This window comes from Lentilitoribacter sp. JB5-8, from assembly GCF_055693385.1.
This window is the reverse complement of record NZ_CM146332.1, coordinates 1,885,192-1,906,111: the sequence shown is the minus strand read 5'-3', so window position 1 is coordinate 1,906,111 and position 20,920 is coordinate 1,885,192. Positions and strand designations below refer to the sequence as shown.

Annotated in this window: 16 protein-coding genes and 1 pseudogene; 1 reads left to right on the top strand and 16 read right to left on the bottom strand. The window is 43.0% G+C overall.

The window, feature by feature from the left end:
• Positions 1-12 precede the first annotated feature (12 nt).
• The 6 genes from ACZ1GZ_RS09115 to ACZ1GZ_RS09090 all read right to left on the bottom strand — a co-directional run bounded on the left by ACZ1GZ_RS09115 (position 13) and on the right by ACZ1GZ_RS09090 (position 5,638).
• On the bottom strand, positions 13-492 hold the full coding sequence (locus ACZ1GZ_RS09115) for a (2Fe-2S)-binding protein (RefSeq protein ID WP_472668183.1): 480 nt from the start codon (positions 490-492) through the stop codon (positions 13-15).
• A gap of 34 nt (positions 493-526) precedes the next feature.
• The gene (locus tag ACZ1GZ_RS09110; protein WP_472668182.1) at positions 527-985 is read right to left on the bottom strand and encodes a CoxG family protein; all 459 of its coding nucleotides are present in this window, start codon (positions 983-985) and stop codon (positions 527-529) included.
• A gap of 119 nt (positions 986-1,104) precedes the next feature.
• The gene (locus ACZ1GZ_RS09105; RefSeq protein WP_472668181.1) at positions 1,105-2,073 is read right to left on the bottom strand and encodes a GAF domain-containing protein; all 969 of its coding nucleotides are present in this window, start codon (positions 2,071-2,073) and stop codon (positions 1,105-1,107) included.
• Positions 2,074-2,287: 214 nt separating this feature from the next.
• On the bottom strand, positions 2,288-2,926 hold the full coding sequence (locus ACZ1GZ_RS09100) for a hypothetical protein (RefSeq protein WP_472668180.1): 639 nt from the start codon (positions 2,924-2,926) through the stop codon (positions 2,288-2,290).
• An 11-nt stretch (positions 2,927-2,937) separates the two neighbouring features.
• Entirely contained in the window at positions 2,938-5,178 is a 2,241-nt protein-coding gene (locus ACZ1GZ_RS09095; protein WP_472668179.1) for a xanthine dehydrogenase family protein molybdopterin-binding subunit, read from the bottom strand.
• 1 nt (position 5,179) lies between these two features.
• On the bottom strand, positions 5,180-5,638 hold the full coding sequence (locus ACZ1GZ_RS09090; RefSeq protein ID WP_472668178.1) for a (2Fe-2S)-binding protein: 459 nt from the start codon (positions 5,636-5,638) through the stop codon (positions 5,180-5,182).
• Between the two features lie 164 nt (positions 5,639-5,802).
• Between ACZ1GZ_RS09090 and ACZ1GZ_RS09085 the strand changes: the two genes are divergently transcribed.
• Complete coding sequence (locus ACZ1GZ_RS09085) at positions 5,803-6,366, top strand: TetR/AcrR family transcriptional regulator (protein WP_472668177.1); 564 nt, start codon at positions 5,803-5,805, stop codon at positions 6,364-6,366.
• Here the strand turns inward: ACZ1GZ_RS09085 and ACZ1GZ_RS09080 are convergent.
• The 10 genes and pseudogenes from ACZ1GZ_RS09080 to ACZ1GZ_RS09035 all read right to left on the bottom strand — a co-directional run bounded on the left by ACZ1GZ_RS09080 (position 6,363) and on the right by ACZ1GZ_RS09035 (position 20,870).
• Entirely contained in the window at positions 6,363-7,268 is a 906-nt protein-coding gene (locus tag ACZ1GZ_RS09080) for a UTP--glucose-1-phosphate uridylyltransferase (protein WP_472668176.1), read from the bottom strand. The genes ACZ1GZ_RS09085 and ACZ1GZ_RS09080 overlap by 4 nt on opposite strands.
• Positions 7,269-7,351: 83 nt before the next feature.
• Positions 7,352-7,759: a hypothetical protein gene (locus ACZ1GZ_RS09075; protein WP_472668175.1), complete on the bottom strand. Its 408-nt coding sequence runs from the start codon at positions 7,757-7,759 to the stop codon at positions 7,352-7,354.
• Between the two features lie 16 nt (positions 7,760-7,775).
• On the bottom strand, positions 7,776-9,500 hold the full coding sequence (locus ACZ1GZ_RS09070; protein ID WP_472668174.1) for a hypothetical protein: 1,725 nt from the start codon (positions 9,498-9,500) through the stop codon (positions 7,776-7,778).
• A pseudogene (locus tag ACZ1GZ_RS09065) lies at positions 9,479-10,521 on the bottom strand (glycosyl hydrolase family 8). Before ACZ1GZ_RS09065 ends, ACZ1GZ_RS09070 begins: the two are co-directional and overlap by 22 nt.
• A gap of 38 nt (positions 10,522-10,559) precedes the next feature.
• Positions 10,560-12,944, bottom strand: coding sequence for a cellulose biosynthesis cyclic di-GMP-binding regulatory protein BcsB (locus ACZ1GZ_RS09060; RefSeq protein ID WP_472668173.1), 2,385 nt, complete (start codon positions 12,942-12,944; stop codon positions 10,560-10,562).
• A 3-nt stretch (positions 12,945-12,947) separates the two neighbouring features.
• Complete coding sequence (bcsA, locus tag ACZ1GZ_RS09055; RefSeq protein WP_472668172.1) at positions 12,948-15,188, bottom strand: UDP-forming cellulose synthase catalytic subunit; 2,241 nt, start codon at positions 15,186-15,188, stop codon at positions 12,948-12,950.
• A 585-nt stretch (positions 15,189-15,773) separates the two neighbouring features.
• Positions 15,774-16,757, bottom strand: coding sequence for a sulfotransferase family protein (locus tag ACZ1GZ_RS09050; RefSeq protein ID WP_472668171.1), 984 nt, complete (start codon positions 16,755-16,757; stop codon positions 15,774-15,776).
• Between the two features lie 62 nt (positions 16,758-16,819).
• Entirely contained in the window at positions 16,820-17,965 is a 1,146-nt protein-coding gene (rffA, locus tag ACZ1GZ_RS09045) for a dTDP-4-amino-4,6-dideoxygalactose transaminase (RefSeq protein WP_472668170.1), read from the bottom strand.
• Between the two features lie 337 nt (positions 17,966-18,302).
• Positions 18,303-19,226 (bottom strand): lysylphosphatidylglycerol synthase transmembrane domain-containing protein, encoded by a 924-nt coding sequence (locus ACZ1GZ_RS09040; RefSeq protein WP_472668169.1) that lies wholly within the window; start codon positions 19,224-19,226, stop codon positions 18,303-18,305.
• Positions 19,227-20,870 carry a hypothetical protein gene (locus tag ACZ1GZ_RS09035; RefSeq protein WP_472668168.1) on the bottom strand — a complete coding sequence of 548 codons (1,644 nt, stop codon included), beginning with the start codon at positions 20,868-20,870 and terminating at the stop codon, positions 19,227-19,229.
• Between the last annotated feature and the right edge of the window lie 50 nt (positions 20,871-20,920).

The window sequence follows — 20,920 nt, the reverse complement described above, 5'->3', positions numbered from 1 at the left end:
TGCAAGCCTCCCTTAAGCGTTCGTCATTTTGGACGCACCGTCCGCAATGGCTTTGACGATGTTATGATAACCTGTGCATCGGCAAATATTGCCTTCCAGCTCATCGCGAATGGCTTCTTCTGTAAGCTCTTTGCCAGATGCGTTGTAGCGCGCCACCATATCGGTTGCAGACATAATCATACCGGGTGTACAGAACCCACATTGCAGGCCATGATTTTCTTTAAAGGCTGCCTGCATTGGGTGAAGATCACCGTTGGCTAAGCCTTCAATTGTGGTCACATCAGCACCTTGCGCTGATGCAGCAAGCATTGTGCAAGATTTGACAGCTTTGCCATCCACATGCACGACACAAGCGCCGCACTGACTTGTGTCACAGCCGACATGCGTGCCCGTTAGTCTGAGGCTTTCACGAATATAATCAACTAAAAGCGTGTTATCGGCGACATCAGCTTTCACCGATTTGCCGTTCACGACCATTGAAATTTCTGTCATCCATTCCTCCCAATTTAATAGACTTAGTTTGTGTTTAACCGACTTGCTCTGGCTCCTCCGTCAAAGCATTTCGGAAGTTTTCGAAAAATTGATTTGCCAGTTTCTTTGATGTTGAATCGATGAGACGTGAACCCAATTGGGCGATCTTTCCGCCCACTTGCGCTTTGACCTCATAATTCAACACTGTCTCATCACCGTCTTGCTTTAGCGAGACATCTGCGCCACCTTTGGCAAATCCGGCAATACCGCCCTTTCCCTCTCCAACGATGGAATAGGAATTCGGTGGGTTGAGATTTTCAAGTGTGACTTCACCGCCAAATTTGGCTTTGACCGGGCCAATTTTTAGAACGACCTTAGCCGTCATTTCTGTGTCGGAAACTTTTTCAAGTTCCTGGCAGCCTGGAATACAAGCTTTTAAAATTTCCGCATCATTGAGCGCTGCCCAAACTTCATCGACAGTTGCTTCGATACGCACTTCACCTGACATTTCCACGTAGCATCACCTCCATTTGCTGGCATAAGTGAACCAATGGGGCCGTTTTTAGTCAATTACGGTGTCGTTTAATCAGCGGGCTGAGTGTTTCAGAAGTGATACACTTTTAAAACACAAAGCTATTGCCGGCTGATATTATGCTTCTTCATCAATCGATAAAAAGTCGCTCGGCTGACATTCAAGCTTTTTGCAGCAGCGCTCATATTGCCATTGGATCGAGCAATGGCTTTATGAACTTCTGACTTTTCAGCAGCATCTAATCCAGATCTCGCACCAGCATTGGTAAAGAGGTCATTGATAAAAATCGGTGATGAAAATGTTTCATCTTGCAAGTTCAGCATACGGCGTGCAGCGCGATTTGCACCCACAATGAACTCATCCCGGTTAGACGCTAATAGTGGCGTACCAATGGGGCTGAAACCATCTGCAACAATCACAGTCGCATCGGTGAACGAAGCTCTGAAATATTCAGTCTCAATACGATATGCTGTTTCTGCAACATGAGACGTGATCAATTGTGCCAGCTCAAATGTGAAATCATCTCGGGCGCTTGATACATCTAAGACGGCCATCAATTTGCCGTTGACATCAAAGATTGGCGAACCCATGCAGGTCATACCGATATTGTGTGAGCTGAAATGTTGGTCTTTATGGATCAACACTGTGCGTTCTTCATTGACACAAGTGCCAATGCCATTGGTGCCTTGTTGCTGTTCACTCCAAACAGAACCCATGCGCAAATTCCAGCCATCAAATGACAAATCATCACCGACATTGCTGAGACGATCCAACACCACGCCTTGAACATCAGATAAAATTACGCAGCAACCTGAGCGGCCAACCGTGCGGAACAATTGCTCTAAAATGGGTCGCGCAACATGCAGCAAAAGCTCCATGCGATCACGAACTACTTTGAGTTCTGTTTCGGACAATTGGTTCTCGGATTTTGCTTGATCCGGGCTCAGCCCATAATGCAACATTGAACGCCGCCAAGAGGCCGCAATAGCAGAAACCGCAGAAGCATCTTCTGCGATTGAATTCTGTACGCGCTCGGTATGCGTCAACACCATATTCTGATCTATCGGCATCGTTCCTCCCACCTAAATGCTAACACAAATTGCAAATTCGGCAACTGGCATCTGAAATTTTGGAAGTTACTCGGAGAAAATTCCCGCGCGGAATATGGCCATTTTAGCCATATTCATTGTCAATTTTTGGCACTTTAACTCGTTTGAATTTTGATTCCGATTATTTAGATAATCTGTTGTAATTATTCAGTATTTTTAGATCAAATCAAAAGGTTTATTCTGGACAAGGGGTCCCGGCAGCCGACCACTTCATCAAAGCATCCATTGTTTCTTGCAGAGAGTGTGGCGCGGGTTCACGCGTTCCGCCCGGCTCCCATGCCCAATGCAAAATGAGATCATGATCCAAGTGAACTGCAACTTCTTTGATCGTGCGTTCGCCGTTGCGTGTTGGATCTTTCAGCTGGTTGCAAATGTAACTTGATGACTTGCCAAACCATTCTGCGTCGACTGGTGCTAACTGCCATTCCATGGCAACTTTTGGCGCAGCATGGGGGATGGAATTGGCATTTGGATCGGGTTCTTTTAACGTCACATGACACGTTGAACACAACAAAGTTTCAGCCCCAATTCGGCTTTCACCAGCATTGATATTCATACCGTGAACACGTGCTTTGTCACCAAAGCTAGGACCCGACCACATCGGTTTGTGATCAGCGCCCACATGACAATTAGCGCACCGCGGATGCGATGCCACTTCAAAGAATTTCTGCCAATTTTGCAGACCTTCTTCTTGCGAAATTGACCCGTCCGGGAATTCATTAAGCACCCGATTTGAACCGACAGATTCTGCCGCAAATGCATGTGATGCAAACGCAATGGATGCTGCTAAAACAGCTAAACTGAGTTTCTTCATTGCCCTGCCCCCTAAACGAAATCTATGAATTTATTAAATGGCATTTCCCGAAGACGCGTACCCGTTGCCGCAAAAATGGCATTGGCTAATGCTGGCGCCGCTGGCGGTACTGGCGGCTCTCCAATACCACGAATTTTGCTGCCATTTTCCAAGCCTTTGACGATGATGTCCGGGCATTGGTACATACGCATGGCTTCATGCATGTGATAGTTCGATTGATCTGCGCTACCGTCGGAATACGTGATCTCAGAATTGATCGCATGGCCTAGACCAAAGACAACACCACCCTGAACCAGATTCTCAAAATTGATCGGATCAACAATCGTACCCACATCGCAAACGGCCCAAACTTTATCGATTTTTATGCCTGCGTTTGTATTTGTGACTTCAACCACCTCTGCGACTGGAACACCGAAGCTTTCAACAAATGCAACTCCGCGACCTCGGTTCGGTCCTAAATCTGATCCCCAATTGGACATTTCAGCGGCTGTTTCCAAAACTTTGCGTGACGCATCATGACCCATCAGGCGAATACGCTCTTCCATTGGATCAGCACCTGCTTCATGAATAAGCTCATCTAAGAGACTATCAAAGAAGAACCCGGCAGCAGGTGCTCCCACTGCACGCCAAGACGATGTTGGCGCAAGTTCCGGCGCTCGATAGGCTGTCATGCGGTAGGTATCAATATTATACGGATTGTTCCATGCTCCCGCTGCCAATTGGCTATCAGGACCGGGGAAAGGCAAATTGGCCCTGCCACCTTGGGATGCCATCACGGATGGTGCTGCAAGAGAAAGATCAATTGCGGTGACTTTGCCATCTTTGACCATGCCTTGGCCGCGCCCCATGGAGATATGACGCGGGAAATCATGTGCGAAATCTTCTTCACGTGAATAAGTCAGTTTCACTGGTGTACCGCGCATTTTATTAGCGATTTCAGCGGCTTGTTTCAAGTGCTCAAATTCAAGACGATGGCCGAATGAGCCACCCATAAACTGATTGTGCAAAATCACCTGATCTTGCTCATGACCAGTCACGCCTGCAACAAGAAGCTGAAGTTGACGCTGTAATTGATGCCCTGTCCAAACTTCAACCTGATCATCGGTCACCAACACTATAGCATTGAGCGGTTCAAGCGGAGCATGCGCCACATATGGTGAGCGATATTCAGCCGAGAAACTTGCACCATCTTTAAACGCTTCTTCCGCATTACCATCATCGCGCCAAGTGCTATCTAATAGTTCTTCTTTGAAGCTATCGGACAAGGTTGCCCAATGCTCTTCCTGTTCCGGCGGTATGGTTGCGTTCCCCCAATCAAAGGAAATGGTTCGCATTGCATTAAACGCGCGCCAGGTATTATCTGCAACGACTGCAACCCCATTGGTGATTTCAATCACGTCTTTCACACCGCGCATCTGCTTGGCTTCTGCAGCATCATAACCGTTAAGCGAGCCACCTTTTTTGGGGTTTACACATACAGTTGCATGCAACATACCTTCGACCGATATATCAATACCATAGGGCAAGGCTCCGGTTGATTTATCAATAATATCAATACGTTTCATTGATTTACCGATGAGGCGCCACTGGCTTTTATCACGTAGTTTGACGTCTTTGACCGGTTCAACCGTGGCGGCCAAGTTGGCAAGCTCGGTATATTTAAGCTCCGTGCCATCCGGCAATTGTACCGCGCCATTTGCGGTCTTTAACTGCTCGACAGGTACACCAGATTTTTGCGATGCCGCTAATTTGAGCGTCTCGCGCGCTGTTGCACCTGCTGTGCGCAGCTTGTCGAAACTATCAGCCATAGATGTCGATCCGCCTGTACCTTGAACGCCCAGCAATTTGACAACACCGCCCATGATTGAACGCATGGTCTCAGCAGTGAAACCATGATCTGTTGCCATAAATGGTACACCTTCTTCCGCAAAAGCATGGTTCCAATAGGCTGGGCTTGGCTTACCAAATGAGGTTTCGAACTGACCAAATTCAATATCTAACTCTTCGGCAATCAATGCGGCCTGGGATGACATCACCCCCTGCCCTTTATCACCATGCGGTGTAATTAATGTCACCTTTTCGCTATCAACCAATACCCATGGATTAAATGTCGCTGAGCCATCAGATAAATCAGCTGATAATGGATTATCAGGATCTTTTTTAACCGCATAAACACCGAAGGCCACACCACCGGCAATGGCTGCGGAACCGATCAAAAATGTTCGTCTCGCAATTTTTGCTACACGTCCCATCTTAAGCCTCCCGAATGTTTTTAGCGGCTGTTTTGATCGCCGTTCTAATGCGTGGATATGTTCCGCAGCGGCACAAATTTGCACTCATTGCGGTATCGATCTCTTCGTCAGTTGGATCATCATTAAACTCCAGAAATGATGCTGCCTGCATGATTTGGCCTGACTGACAATAACCACATTGCGCAACCTGATGCTCAATCCATGCTTCTTGGACAATGTGTAATTTCTCAGCTGAACCCAGCCCTTCTATGGTGGTCACCTCACCATCCAAATCACCAACACGCATTTGACATGAACGCACGGCGACGCCATCAACATGAACCGTACAAGCACCACATTGTGCGATGCCGCAGCCATATTTCACGCCTGTTATGCCCAATTCATCGCGCAAAACCCACAATAGCGGCATGTCGGGTTCGACATTGACCTCTTCTGTATTTCCATTGACTGTAAGTTTCATCAGCTTGCCTCCAAGAGCAACATGTAAGATAAGTGTCGAAACGAAGGAGAATAGATTCGATTAGCACTTATGGGTACCGTTATATATAACTTGACAAATAGTTGATTTTTGTCAAGTTGTCATATAATTGGACAATAATTCGATTTTTGTCAAGTTGTAATAATATGAACCAAAAACAAATAAATATATTATTGGCTGCCGTGGATGTGTTTTCGCGTTACGGATTTAAGAAAACCACCATGGGCGATATCGCCGATCATGTTGGAATATCACGACAAACGCTCTATGCGAGTTACGCTAATAAAGAAGACGTGATGGCAGCTGCCATGTTGTTTTTGACCGAAAAAACAATGGTAGAAGTTCGCGAACTTTGGCAAAATCAGAACACGGTTTCTGACAAAATTGATTCATTTTTTGAGCTGACAATCTTAAAATATTACCGCGCTGTGCAAAATATGCCGGATTCAGAGGACTTGCTCAGCGGACCAGATGGATTCGGTAAAGACGCATTAAAGCATGCAGATCAACTCAAAACCGAGTTACTTGCCGAATTATTTGAACCTTTTGAAAGCCGATTGGCGAAATTTGATACAACACCGGATGATTATGCCGACTTCTTTTTAAAATCGGCAGTAGGCTTTAAATATTCAGCAGATAATGAAGCGCATCTATTAAAACTTCTTAAGTCGCTTAAACAATCAGCACTCATAATGCTGTCAAACGCTTAAAGCGCGCTTTTCACCTTCTCAGCTTTATCTGCAACAAGTTCGGCAATCTCATCAATAACTTGCGGGAAAATATCTTCCCGCTCCATTGCATAAGAAACATTTGCAAGGATGAAACCTTGTTTGGTCCCGCAATCAAACGTCTTGCCTTTATAGTGATAACCGAAAAAGTCCTGCTTTGCCGCGAGTTTCAGCATGCTATCTGTTAATTGGATCTCGTTACCAGTTCCCCGTTCTTGCACTGCCAACAGATCAAAAATTTCCGGTTGCAGAATATAACGACCATTGATGAACAGGTTTGAAGGTTCTGTTCCGCGTGCAGGCTTTTCAACCATGTCGGTGATCTTAAATCCACCTTCAAATTTCTCGCCAACATCAACCAATCCGTATTTATGTGCGTCTTCCATCGCAACTTCTTCAACAGATATTACATTACCGCCTTTTGAGCGGTAAACATCCATCATCCCGGACAGGCACGCTGTTTCGGCCTGCATAAGCATGTCAGGAAGTAAAAGTGCAAAAGGTTCGTTTCCGACGATATCACGAGCGCACCATACAGCATGACCCAGACCAAGTGGTTCTTGTTGACGTGTAAAACTTGTGGTGCCAGCTTCAGGCAAAGAAGAGCTTAACATCTCAAGTTCGAGATCTTTGCCACGACTTTTTAACGTATCATTTAACTCAAACTGCACATCAAAATAATCTTCGATGACGCCTTTGTTTCGACCAGTTACAAATGTGATGTGTTCAATGCCCGCTGCGATCGCTTCATCAACGATATATTGCAAAACAGGGCGATCAACGATGTTGAGCATTTCCTTTGGGACAGTTTTGGTTCCAGGAAGAAATCTCGTTCCAAGGCCTGCCACAGGTAAGACCGCTTTTTTAATTGGTTTAATATTCATAGTTATTTCAATTGCATTCGTTTTTATTACGCCAGCCCACTTTTAAAGACTGGCGTGCATTATCTTTGTTAAGTTTGAAATCATCAAAAGACGTGATTGCCTTTGCGGGTTGAACGTCTTGGATGCCATTTATAAGGCGACCCCCCTCTGGTTGATCTGGAAAAATAAGAATTTCCTACTTTGTAAACCAACCAGCAGCTACTACCACTTCCTCGGTAGCAGACTTTACCATTTTGGGTATACCAAGTGATCGTGCGCACTTTGCCTCTCAGGGACACGGTGCCCTTCCCACCTGGTCCAAAATATATTCCTGCACCCACACCTTCAGCTTTCCATAACCAGGACCTGCCTGAAAGTAGATTTTGCAAATCGGACGCAGAAACAGGTGTCACTGCAGCCGCACTTGTAACGCTGAATGGTACTACAATTGCTGCAAGAGCTGCCAAAACCAGTGTTTGTTTGGAAATTCTTTTCAAAATTGATCTAAACATAACTCATTCCTCAAGTTTACTTGAATTTTTTCAAAGATGCGTATTCGTCACCATATTTGCGGATAATGGAACGAAGGGTACGGTAGTGTTTTGCTCGTGCGGCCCGAACAGCCAATCCAATGACCGCCTCCTCATTCACATCCCATTCTATGGATTGAGTGAACCAATCGCGCGCTTGTGTGAGCTCGCCTTCTTCAAGCATATGCCATCCAATGGATTGCGCACCCAATGCAGATTCTGCGTCGATCACAATGTCCTCAAACTGGTCAACGACCTTATCTGATAGTTTCAGTTCGATATCTTCATCGGTCAAAGCTGATGAAACGATTTGAATATATTGATCATTGATCTCATCGGACGTTTTGCGTTGATTTTTGGCAATATCATATGCGGATTCATGTTCCCCCATACCTCTTAAGCTTAAAATCAAACCTTCAACCAGTTTAGGGTCTCTTTTGATCCGCGCACCAGTTAAGAACCATTCTTTTGAGGCAGCATATTGCTCCTGCGAATAATAGTACCAACCAATTAAACCCAGATCGTCAACGTTAGCGGATTTGATCGCATAATTGGCATATCTTTGCAGTTGAGACTGGTCGATTTGAGTAAACAAATCTCGCCCATTTTGGGAAATTTCACCAATTTGTCGACGCAATAGATTGTAGCTGATTTCTTCAAATTCAGATAATCCGTTTGGCAGTGTTTTACCAAACTGCACAAGAGCTTGAATGCCGTTTGGCGGTAATAACAAACTTGCTTTTTGTACAGTTGCAAACCGCTCGTTGGGATTATCACATTCGGTTAGGACATACTTATAAAGGTCAAATGAACTTTGATAATCCTGCATTCTTGCAAGGGTTTCACCCAAATGCCATAGACTTTGAACTTCCTCACAAACCAATAAATTTGGTTCACGTGCGGCGATGGATACAACGGTTGACCAATCTCCATAACCAAATGCCCGCTCAAGACTGACGCGCGCTTCGGCAACCTTCAATTTCTCCACCAGATCTTCAGAAGGTTGCCATTCAGGATGCAGCGATTTTATTTCAGTAATTTCAGCGCGAATGCGATCAAAGCTTCCAACAGCAAAAAGATCCCAAAGCGGCTGCTCATCTATTCTTTGTTGAGGGGAAAACAAATCTGCTGGCGGCGTCCATCCTGGATGGGCAGCCTGCAGACGGCGCATCTCAATACCAACACGGTGTAGATCTCGCTGAGATGCATAAAAACGTAAGGCCGATGTATTGACTTCTTTGCTCGTCTTCGGCGCTGGTTTTATTGCAATATCGGTGTCTGTAGTTCCAAAATTAAAGCCATTTGTAGGGCTGTTCACTCGGTTGTCAGGATTGATTTCATTCACACCTGATAAGGCCGATACTGATGCATTCACATTTGTTTTTTGCGGCATTAATGGCGCATTGTTTGCCGTTTGTTGCTGAGGGAAAAGTTGGTCAGCGGGCAAGCGCATTTGTGAATTTTGTGTGACTTGGTTGTACACTCCACTGTGACTTGGTTGTTGAGGTTGATTACTCCCAACAATTGTTTGCGGCATCGCAACTTGGTTTACACCCAGGTAGTTTGAATTGGGTTGACCATTTTGCGATCGACTAAGATCAGCAAGCGGATTTGTCGGCACGTAAGCACCTGAGTTTGTGGAATAGACTGTCTGCGCAGTTGCAATTGAAGTTGCACAGAGCGCAGCAACAGTCAGATACTTCAAAATTGATTTATGAGACATGTTGGGTACCTTTCACTTATTGCAAGTAGACTGAGGATATGAAGTGTTGATGGGTAGTAATCAGATGGTGAAAAATTGTTGACGAGGCTGTCAGAAACCATTCCGCTCTTTGAACAGACAACCATGTCTGCCAATGCGCGATAACCCACATCCGTCATCGCGCCGATGGCTTTTCCGCTCGGCAAATCAATGACTTTGAGGGAATATCCGCCATCTCTCACCCAAGCTTTAGCGTAAGGGGCCATGAGATCTGGATATTCGTTTGAATACCAAGACAGATACAACGGAATGCGAACCGAATCGTATCCAAAATGCGGGTCAAAATTCTCAGCCAATTTGACACTGTTTGTGGCAAGAGAAACCCAGTTTGCTGGCAAACCACTTGGTCCGAATGACGCTTTACGAATTAAAGACAGACCCGTTTCGATAAGCTCCTGATCAGGAAACAATGGATCAATCAAACCCAATTCGCTGATTGCAGGGAACACCCAATAAGAAAGATTTATTAATGGGCCATCATCTTGATCTTTTGCAGTAAATCCCTTCTCTCCAGGCAATAATGCGCGACCAAAACTCGTTTCAATAATCAGTTTTTCTCGTATATCTTTGACAATATGTCTAGCAGTCTCAATATAACTGCTATCCCGCCAAACAAAGCTTGCACGTAACAGAGCCCAAGCGATTAACAAATCGCCATCTGTGGCGTTGTTTTTATCCGTAACATTAGGACTGTGATTTGGCTCCCATTTCCAGGCTGCCAAATGATCATTTCTGACAAAGAGTTCTTTTTGTGTCCATCTCCAGATTTTTCAAAACCCGACCGGTCATTGGCAGCCACTGCGAGCAGCATCGCATATCCCTGCCCTTCACTATGAGAGATATTCCCGTTGACGTTATCCAATATACGGCCGCTTTCATCGAGAAAACGTGCTTTGTAGAGATGCCAACCCCCAATAACGATACTTTGCGCTGCAAAATTTGTGGGATTAACAGCATGCGCTGTATATGCGGTCGTGGACATTAAAATACCCATTGTCATCGACAAAAAGTTCCGGCGGTTCATGATTTCCGACGCCCATTTTTCAAATACAAGTGCGTGAAGAGACCCAACAAAACGAACACAAATATTGTGAAGATTGTGTACATGTTTGAATTGTTCGATAACCACCCTGCTGCGAGCAATCTTGAATTTGTGAAATCAGTTGGATCAACCGTATTAAAAAATATCTGTCGCTTAGCAGCGGTTTCTTCCAAAACATTTCCTTTAAAGTCAAATGCCTGAATGGAGCCGCCCATTTTGCGCCAAACAATTGGGTGAGTAAGTGTTGAGACTGATGCGTTTAGTTTTTCTGGATGACTGGCAGCGATCATGAACCATGGCGCGATCATTCTAGTTGGCTCTAAGCGCTGAGCTAGGACAAAATCTGCACGCACGGGAGGGAAATAAGCGCGCTCATCAAATTCAAGTTCAGCATTAATTGATGCACCGCCATTTGTTAAATATGCAAGCGAACTAATGCCATCTTTCAACTCCGTCGTAGCATGTTTTACCGTATCTATACCGGAGTTAAACAACGTGACTGTTCGGTCCATTACGAACGACAAATCAACCTCTTCAAAAGCATTGCTGATTTCATTGTCTGGATCGATATTACCGTTGCCCGTGAGTGGGCGAAGGCTTTGATTTTGATCCGCTTCACCAACATCTAAACTTGAAAAGCTACCGGCACCAAATGACAAGTCGATGTTCATTTTCTGGGTAAAGTCATAAGGAATATCTGCAAATGATCCCAATACAAGCAACGGATCATCAGAAGATTTGGGTAACGAGTTGACAAACTGGGTGTCGTAAACAACCTTATTTGTGTATGCTAATTTGGTTACGAACGTTGCGGCCGCATTGATTGTTTCTTCATTCATCGGCGTTGCAAGTATGTTTAAGCGACTATCTTCAGATTTGGATTGAAACTCAGTCAATGTACGCCCGGTTGTTGCCAAATCAGGATATCTTCCAGATTTCGCGATCCCCGGAATACTCAAGTATGAATTACGTAAGATCTGCAAACGTCCAGCCGTTTGGTTGCCCGGAAGCACATCACAGCTTTCATCCATTGGTGCAGGCAGTCGCGCTGCAATTTTTATGGAGTTTTCACCCGGTCTAAATGCACTGAAAGGAATGGGCAATTGCTGGTCATTGATCATGCCGTCTTTAGAATCGCCCAGACTGATGTCTGAAACAACAAGATCATTGACCGTAATGACCATTCTCGCGGTCTCAGATAAGCCCGGTGCATAAAGCGCGTTTAAAACTATTTCAGCGCGGCCATAGTCGCCAGGGTAAAAATCATCTGGCAATTGAAACTGCATTGCTTGCTCAAAATGTCTACCCTTGAATAGCTTGTCATCCAAACCGAGAGAAGACAAAGAGATCTTTTGATTTGCTTGCAGTGTTATACCATGGAATTTGCTTAAAGCCCGGAGCCCGGCACCTGTTCCAGTGCTGTGAATGTTGTCTGCCATGGACAACAAATCGGTTTTTATTTTATCCAAATCACGGTCGTTTTGTGCAATTACAAACACTTGACCTCTTTGGCCAGTTGGATCACTTGCGATGACCAGGCCGGATTGTTGATTTAAAATATCTGCGTATTGAGGAAAGAGCGATAGCAATCGCGCGCGATCACCCACTGCAACATCAATCCCCGGACCTTCGCCAACTTTATTGGAGATTTTAACGTCTGGATAATCTAACCCTGCGGCGATAGCAACAGCTTGGATAATAGATAAAAAACGCCCATCCATTAGTCTGCCATCTATGGCATCTGTAATGCCATTAATAGATGTTTTGCCATTATTTGTGCGGGCAATTGCCGTTAGATCTGATATGGATGAAACTCCACCCGTGGCGGAAGAAAATTTAAACCCGCTTTTAAGGGGATCGATTTGTGTCCAAAGCTCGTAGGTTGCGTTTATTGAGCAATCCACACGGTGTGCCTGATCAACTTCAAATGAAATCGAATTGTACCCCGGCTGGACAATTCCTGACGGGATATTAAGACCAATTGTGTTTGGATCCCCTGAAACAATTGGCAAGGTTCCAACATTTGTGTCGTTGACAGAAACCAAAATTTTTGAATATTCGGGTACGTTGGAAATTGCACTTTTCATCGTGATGACCAATTCTACATCACCAGAGATATCCTCTGGTTTTGCAAAAAATGGAAATTCACGCACATTACGCTCGCCCGAGAAGAATAGCTCCTTAGCGTTTGCGGCAAAGGGAATTAGGTTTTTGCCGCTGAGCAATGGTGCATTTTGTGACGTTTCATTATTGCCACCTGTGTTGAGCTTAAACGGTGCTGTTCCGTGCGCTGCCGTCAGAGCTGTTAGGGAAATCACACAGGATGTGGCTAAAGATAGAAGGTAATTTTTTGAATTTTTCATGATTTATACCGCCTCTACTTGTCTTTGAGCTCGAGAGCCTTTTCGGCTTTTTAAGGTTATATCTGCATGAGAATTTTCGGCATCAATATCGTCGCTGCCTCTATCAAAGACCCACATTGAGATGGCTTTGATAGGCGAGGTTATAGCCCAACCAATTAGTTTGAATGACATAAGGAAAAAGCTTTTTCGTTTTTGTAGTGAAAGGCGTTCGTTCCTTGCGATGGCCATATCAGCCATCATCAAATTAGAGATCAATTCAAACTCTTCCGTCGATGGATTTAACTCAAGCTCGATATCCTCGCCCTTGCGATTGATTCCCGATTTAAAGTTAAAATCAATTGAAGAGATCAGGTTCGAAGTAGCCTCATCCGGCGCCCAAAGTCTTTTCTTATCGCTTGTTCTTTCTTCAGCGCCGATTACTTCACCATCCAAAGGTTTGATCGTTGCTGAAGTCCCAGATATAGACGTTAAAAGAACTGGGATGGTGCGATCACCTAAATGCATCTCACATTCACGCGATATTGGAAGCGTTTGTGGATCTTTTGACCATGGCTTTTCGATGGTCACTGCTAATGCAGCACCAGATATGGTCAGATTAAGCAAGTTCCATGCACCCACTATTATCAGCAAGCCACCAATTTCAGGTTCGGTTTGGTAACGATAGACGGCATAGATCTGCGCGGCGCAAAGCACGAGGAACACCATGATATAAATAGGCGCTAAGCTCGATAAATAAGCGCGTTCTTTGTTTACAGATGACTTATCAGTAACGTTAAACTTAGGCGAGCGAGGTGATATCAGCACCGCAAAGATCGAGCGGATGAGATAAATGGACTGGATATATTCATACATCTCAGAAATCCAGGGCCACCGGACCTTGCCGTATAAATAGGTTCGTATCATTTCACCAACCACCAAATAGGTGAGCGCATAGGCAACGAATTCATCGGATGACGAGACGTAAATTTTCATATCGAAAACGATGAATAAAAGAGGTGCAATGAGGAATGTGAGCCTAGCAAAAGGGAACATCCAGAAAAGATTGCTAGTGAGATAACAGATCCGTTGCGCGCCTGTTAAGCCAGCTTGAAATAGTGGATTTTTCAAAAGCATGATTTGGATCATGCCCTGACACCACCGAGAACGTTGGCCAATAAAGCTCGAAAGTGTTTCTGGCTGCAGGCCAGATATCATCGACTTATCGATGTAGATACTTTCCCACCCACGTGCATGCAGCGACAATGCCGTTTCACAATCTTCAGTAATCGTAATCCCTGAGAATCCGCCCACTCGTTCCAATGCATCGCGACGCAATACGGCCGCTGATCCGCAGAAGAAGGATGCATTCCAGCGATCCAGGCCCAATTGGATACGTTGATAGAACATATCGTTTTCAGATGGCATTTTGCCAAATGTTCCAAGGTTTTTCTCAATCGGATCAGGATTGGAAAAGAAATGTGGCGTTTGTGCTAAGAACAATCGTTCGTTCGTTACGAAATGCCCAACCGTCTCGGTCAAAAATTCTCGGCTTGGAATATGATCGGCATCAAAAACCGCGACAAGATCACCTGTCGACACGCTCAAACCGACGTTAAGATTACCGGCCTTGGCATGTGAGTTTTCTTCCCGGGCATGGTAATTTACGCCCAATCTTGCGCACAAATCCTGTAATTCTTTTCGGCGCGCTTTTGCTGCAATGGCAACAGCCCGATCGGAAGACGAACATTTTTCATCTGTGCCACCATCATCAAGAAGGTAAACATTCAGCTTGTCTTTTGGGTAATCCAATTTCTTTGCCGCAGATAATGTAAGCGTAAGAATTTTTGCATCTTCATTGTAAGTTGGAATGAAGACATCCACAGTTGGGAGAAAATCATCGTCGACAATTTCAGCCTTGGCACGTTTGATCGGATCAGAGGATACGAACAAACTCATTCCCAACATCAAAATGCAGTAAAGTTCTGCGGCAAACAATATGACCGCTGGAATAAATGAATAAAGGTCTTCACTTGGTGGCAAAGTATTGAGCGCCCGCCAAAACGCATAGCGTAAGACACAGACAGACGCTAATGCTAAGAAAATATGCCGCCATACACCTTGTGTTCTTATGAACATGATGATGGCAAGCAGCGAGATTATCGCAAGTGAAATAAAACTTTGTGCAGCAATGCCTACTGGTTGTGCTATCATCACCGCAGCTGCGATGGCCAAAAACAACCAAAAAATTCCAACTATATTACGCATGGTAGATCCCCAAATCGCCCTATAAATACAAATGTTAAAAATTGTGGATAACAATTAACAGTTGTAAAGGTTGTTTAAAAAGATGACGATGCGCAACAAGATTCTTAAGAATCAGTTAATTTTTTTAGGAATTGCCTAATATAAAGTCGTAAGAACATAAATAAAGCAGAACAAAATTTTACTATTAATCAAGTAAATCTGAAATATTTACCTAATTTTGTGCATATGTTCTGATTTCTTGAGATTTCTCGGCGTTTTCTATACTACATTGTAAAAAATACTTAGTAAAATTACGAAACAGTGACTGATTAAAAAATAACCACTATAAATTGTATGTTTATTGTATGATGTGGATGCCTTGCGACATCATTATGGTTAATTTTGCAGGCAGTGAAATCCCTTCCCCATACGGGTGCCGATGAAGCTAAGAACTAAATAAGTATGTTTGTTCATATTATGATAAATGGCACAGTTTAGTGCGCTCGACTTAGATTGCCGTCGGAGTGAGGTGAGGCATTTTATCTAAAGCTCTGAACGCGCGGCACTACTGTCATAATTCGATTTGCTTACGGTTTATTCGGTGAATCACTTCCATTCGCAGCTTCCGTATTTTTTCTCAGCTTCTGCATCAGATATTGATGTTGTTGATAGGTCTTCGGTGCCGATATTATCGCGAAGCATATCTTCAAGTGCATCTATATCAGCATCCTCTTGAGTGAGATCATAACCATGCATAGACATTTCATTCTTACAAATTTGCTCAATATATCGAATTTCATCAATAGTGAGTTCTGATTTGTATAAATCGAAATTATTGGTGAGTAGAGGTTTGCTTAAGTTTTCCCAGTCTCGAATTCTCTTAGCGTTCTGGACCGTTTGTTTGTTTTTGTGGAACAGCAACATGTCTGTTTCAAATTTGATTTCAAGAAAATTAGAAATCCTTTTCAAGGTATTTGCACTATCTTGTACTAAATCCTCATATTTGAGATGAATTATACGATCGGTATTTTTCAAAAAACCATAAATCAGTCTGAAATTCTCTTGATCCTTCTGCCAAATTTTAGCCGCCGTCCTAACATCACCTGGGTGGTTGGAAGATTTTTTCCAAGAAAGTGCCATATCCCTTGGGTCTCGGACCTGCCAAATGTAGCGAGCTTTGGGAAAATACTGGATGAGCAATGGAATAAATTTATAGATCTGGTTTTCTTTTATGACCGCTTGTTTTTTTCCTTGAGATTGGGTCTCTAAACGATACACCGTTTCAATCAGCGCTTTTACGCTATGTTCATCGGCTGAATCGCTTAACTTACCGGGATCGGTTATTAAGTATGTTGAATTCCATACACCAAGTTGATGTTTCATGATGTCTGCGACAATCTCTGTCAAATCAACCCAGTCAGAATTATTGATTTGCGGATTGCCGAAGCGTGCCAAATTAAGCCCTAATGTTCGGATTAAATGTGATGGTGGTGGTCCACATAACACTGAGTGAGAATTCAAAACTCGTAAAATCAGGTTACTTCCTGAGCGTTCTGAACACATAATAAATATTGGCTGGAAATTATCCATAAAGATATTCCTGAAATTTAGAAATTGTAGAGCTGTTTAAAAACTTCAATGCATACTCGAAATTAATGACGTAATAAGAATTCTGAGATCAAATCGCAAACTTCATCCACTTCATTTATTCCAAGTTCAGAATAAAGCGGCAATCGGACCAAACGCTCGCTATGCGAAGTTGTAACTTCATCTTCTCCAATAAATTTACCGTATTTTTCCCCTGCAATAGAAGTGTGCAATGGCACATAGTGAAAAGTGGAGCCTATTTGGTGGCTACCGAGAAAATTGATTAAATTATCTCTTTCTTCCTTATCTCGCAGTTTTATCCAGAATATGTGGGCGTTGTGAACATGATTTTCTGGCGGACGGGCCATCTCGATTCGACCCTGGTCATTAAATGATGCCAGATTGTGCGCATACCTCTTCCAGGCCTGCATTCGGCTCGTTTGTATTTCATTATGACCTTCTAGTTGCGCAAGCAAGAACGCAGCATTTAGCTCACTTGGAACATAGGATGACCCCATTCCGACCCATTCATATTTTGAAATATCACCTCTAAAAAACTTCATACGGTTGGTGCCCTTCTCAAGAAGGATTTCCGCATTTTCTACGTCTTCCTCCCGATTTAGCACCAAAGCACCGCCCTCTCCACAATGAAGGTTTTTTGTTTCATGAAAACTAAAACACCCAAAGCGTCCGAATTTACCGCATTGCTTGCCATTATATCGGCTGAACAGCGCTTGGGCTGCATCCTCAACAATTGTGATATTATACTGCTGGCAAAGATCTTCAATTTCCTGCATTTCGCAGCTTACACCTGCGTAATGAAGAACCACCACTACCTTGGTTTGCGGCGTTATGGCTTTCGCAATAAGCTTAGCTGATATATTCATGGTATGCGGATCAACATCGACAAACTTTATTTGGGCACCTGTCCTAGCAAATGCGGTCGCGGTTGATGTGAAGGCAAAGGAAGGAATAATGACCTCATCTTTTGCTGTTAATCCGCATAACATTGCTGACATTTCAAGCGAATGTGTACACGATGTCGTTAGAAGAACTCCCGGAACATCGAGCTGATCTGCGAGCCATTTATTACATTGAGTGTTGAAATATCCTCCGCCGGCATATCTCTGTTTCTCAAATACCTGATTCACATATTCCTTTTCGGTACCTAATAATGCAGGTCTGTTAAATGGAATTCGCCAATTTCTCATAATTTGTTACCTTACAAATTTCCGTCTATGTGCCACACGCAATATGGACCCAAAATTTATGTTTTGAGGCCGATTCCGAAATTACTATTTACATTTTTGTAAATAGCTTAAAAGTAGCAACAGATTTTTTGGTAGTTATAGAGCGCCGAAATAAAAATAGATACCCAAAATTCTGTTTTTTGAGCATTTCAATGGACTACAATTATATGAAAATTGCTTGCTGGCAAAATGCTTTTATTATGTATTCGAGCGGCGTATTTAGGAACATCCTATTCAAAATTTTATCGCCACTTCGTCAATTGAATTTGGTCAAAATCAAAGCTAATGTGCAGGAAAACTATTCAACCTTTCGATTGTTACTCCCTGCCGCTCCTCCTATTACCAATAGAAAAGCACCAACCAAACCAAATGACACGATGAAGAGACGACTCAATAAAGCAACAAGCAGTCCCACGTCGAAAGGAACTCCAACTGTCGCCAAAAGCCCAGAAGTAACGCCTTCCCTCACCCCAATCCCCGCAGGGGTAATTGGCAAGACCCAAGCTATAGCAGTCGCTAAGCCAATGAACGCTCCAGTCTGTATTGGAATGTCGATATTAAATGCTTTTAACAACATGACAAAGGTCATCACACGACACAAGACAAGAACCGATGTGCAAGCAAACATAAAGCCCACCAGTTTCAAACGAAGTGAGAATAAGACATTTGCTATTTTCTCAAGGAATGATCTGATTTTACCAGCAAGTCTTTTAAAAAAGACGATAACAACGGCAGAAATTACAAAAAATACCAAGACTGATGTCGCGGCTATGTAAATTAAATTTTCAAAACTAACAAGGTTGTGCAAACCGACAAAGGGCAACAAATACAACAATAATACAAACATCATCAAGAGGCTGATTATTCTCAATAAAATCATAATTACTGCCGGACTAAAATACTCCTTGTTTTGCTTTCCAAGTACAATTAACCGATACACATCCATCCCAGTGTGACCGGGGAACAACTGAACAAATGCATAACTTTCTAAACCCAGTTTCAAGAATTTTAAAAAACCAATAGTTTCCTTTAAACGCAAGGAAATCCAAACTCGAAAATTCTCAACCAGAAAAGTTGATAAAAAGGATAAGCTCGCCAAAATCAACCATAACGAATTAGACTGGCTAACGGCATCCATCATATTATTTACATCAGCGAAGTAGAAAATGATGACGAATATAAAAATGCCAAGACATAATCTAATCTTATTAAATAAGGTCATCTATCCGCCATTTTTCATACTTGATTTAACTTTTTGTCGGAATGTGGTGCTATTGCAATCTATCCACGCGATATCACATGAATTAACTCCAGAAGTCGTCAAATTCTGCAACTCCTGGGACAAGGATTCATAAGTATCACCATTTGCTTTGATATGAATTTTTCCAGACTTTTTATCAAAGCGGATTAGCTGCCACCCAGGTTCTGTTTCATAGACCCTTAGCCCCCACTCCAATTGCTGCCAGTGTGCCTTTTCGCGATCCAACAATCTGAAAACAAAAAGTGGCCTGTCCATCTGCAATCTAGCATACAGCCTTCCATCCCCAAATGGGTCGTATGCAACAAGTTCTTGAGGCAGCAACCCAAATATATCAGTTCGATCCAATATATGACGCACAACACCTGAACTCCTGCTAAAATACGTACCACGGGGACGAATAACACCAAACAATGCCAACTGACTTTCTGGAGGGAATTCATTTGCGTGAGGTAGGGATCGGATCGCTTTTACGCTCTCGTTATATGGAGTGTAAAACGTAAGCGTATTGTGAAATTTAAATGAAAATGAGATTGCAAATGCAACAATACCAACGAGTAAATATGAGCGCCAACTCCTATTAAATAATGCCAACACACAGTGGATTGCATACGCAATCAAAACTGATATTCCAAGACTTGGAAGAATGCCATAGCGCGAACGAAAATGCGTCGACAGCACAATCAGAACGGACGAAATTACGACTGTATAGGACAGTGTTATCAGCATAAACAGTGCGCGTTTTCTGTTTAGTTTAAAGTCGCGGAAAATAAAATACAAAACCACAGAAACAGTTAGAAGAATAATAACAAACGGAATTCTTGACCAAACTATCTCTGTGACCCAAGGAATGGCGCTTGCTATTTCAAACAGTCTCGGAATTCGTTCAAAAATTTCAATGGGTGCATTGTCAGAAACCTTATAATTGCCCCATGGCCTGAAATACACCAATAGAAATTTTGCCATAGCACCAATCATCAAAAAGATCGCTATTGTCAGGTTAAACCGTTTCAAAGGGGTGCAAAATATAAATAGCGCGGCAAAATATGTAAAAAGAAATGGAGCTATACCCAAACTTTCAAGAGACAACAGTATGCAACACGCTGACAAAACATACAATAAAATCGAGCTTTTCACGTGCTCATAGTTTCTGTCAGAATACTTAAGTAGCAAAACACCCAGTAAGAATGCATTTAATGAATGAACAAAATAGGAAGAATCGATACTGTAGGGGATCATCATTTGACCCGGAACGCCTAAATATAACGTTGCAGCCAACAATGAAATAAATCTGGATATTTGGAATACATATCTTAAACACTCATAAAAAAGATAACCAGATATCACAAACAATAATGTATTTATCGATCTCGATAACTCAAAATACTCAGCATTTAGATTAAATAAAGCAAGCTTGAAAATTCTATGAACATAATGGTGACTCAAATACTCGTAAGTTAATATACCACTTGTAATATGATAGTGGCGCTGCAGATCGTCGTTAACCAAGAAGTCTAATTGTAACCCAATTCCATTTATTACTGCAAACATTAATGCAAAATATAATATCAAAATCATATTGATATTATTTTCAATTTTCTCTCTCATTAAGGACTCACCGGCGTTAAATAGATATAGGGCGTTTATTTACCTGCAAC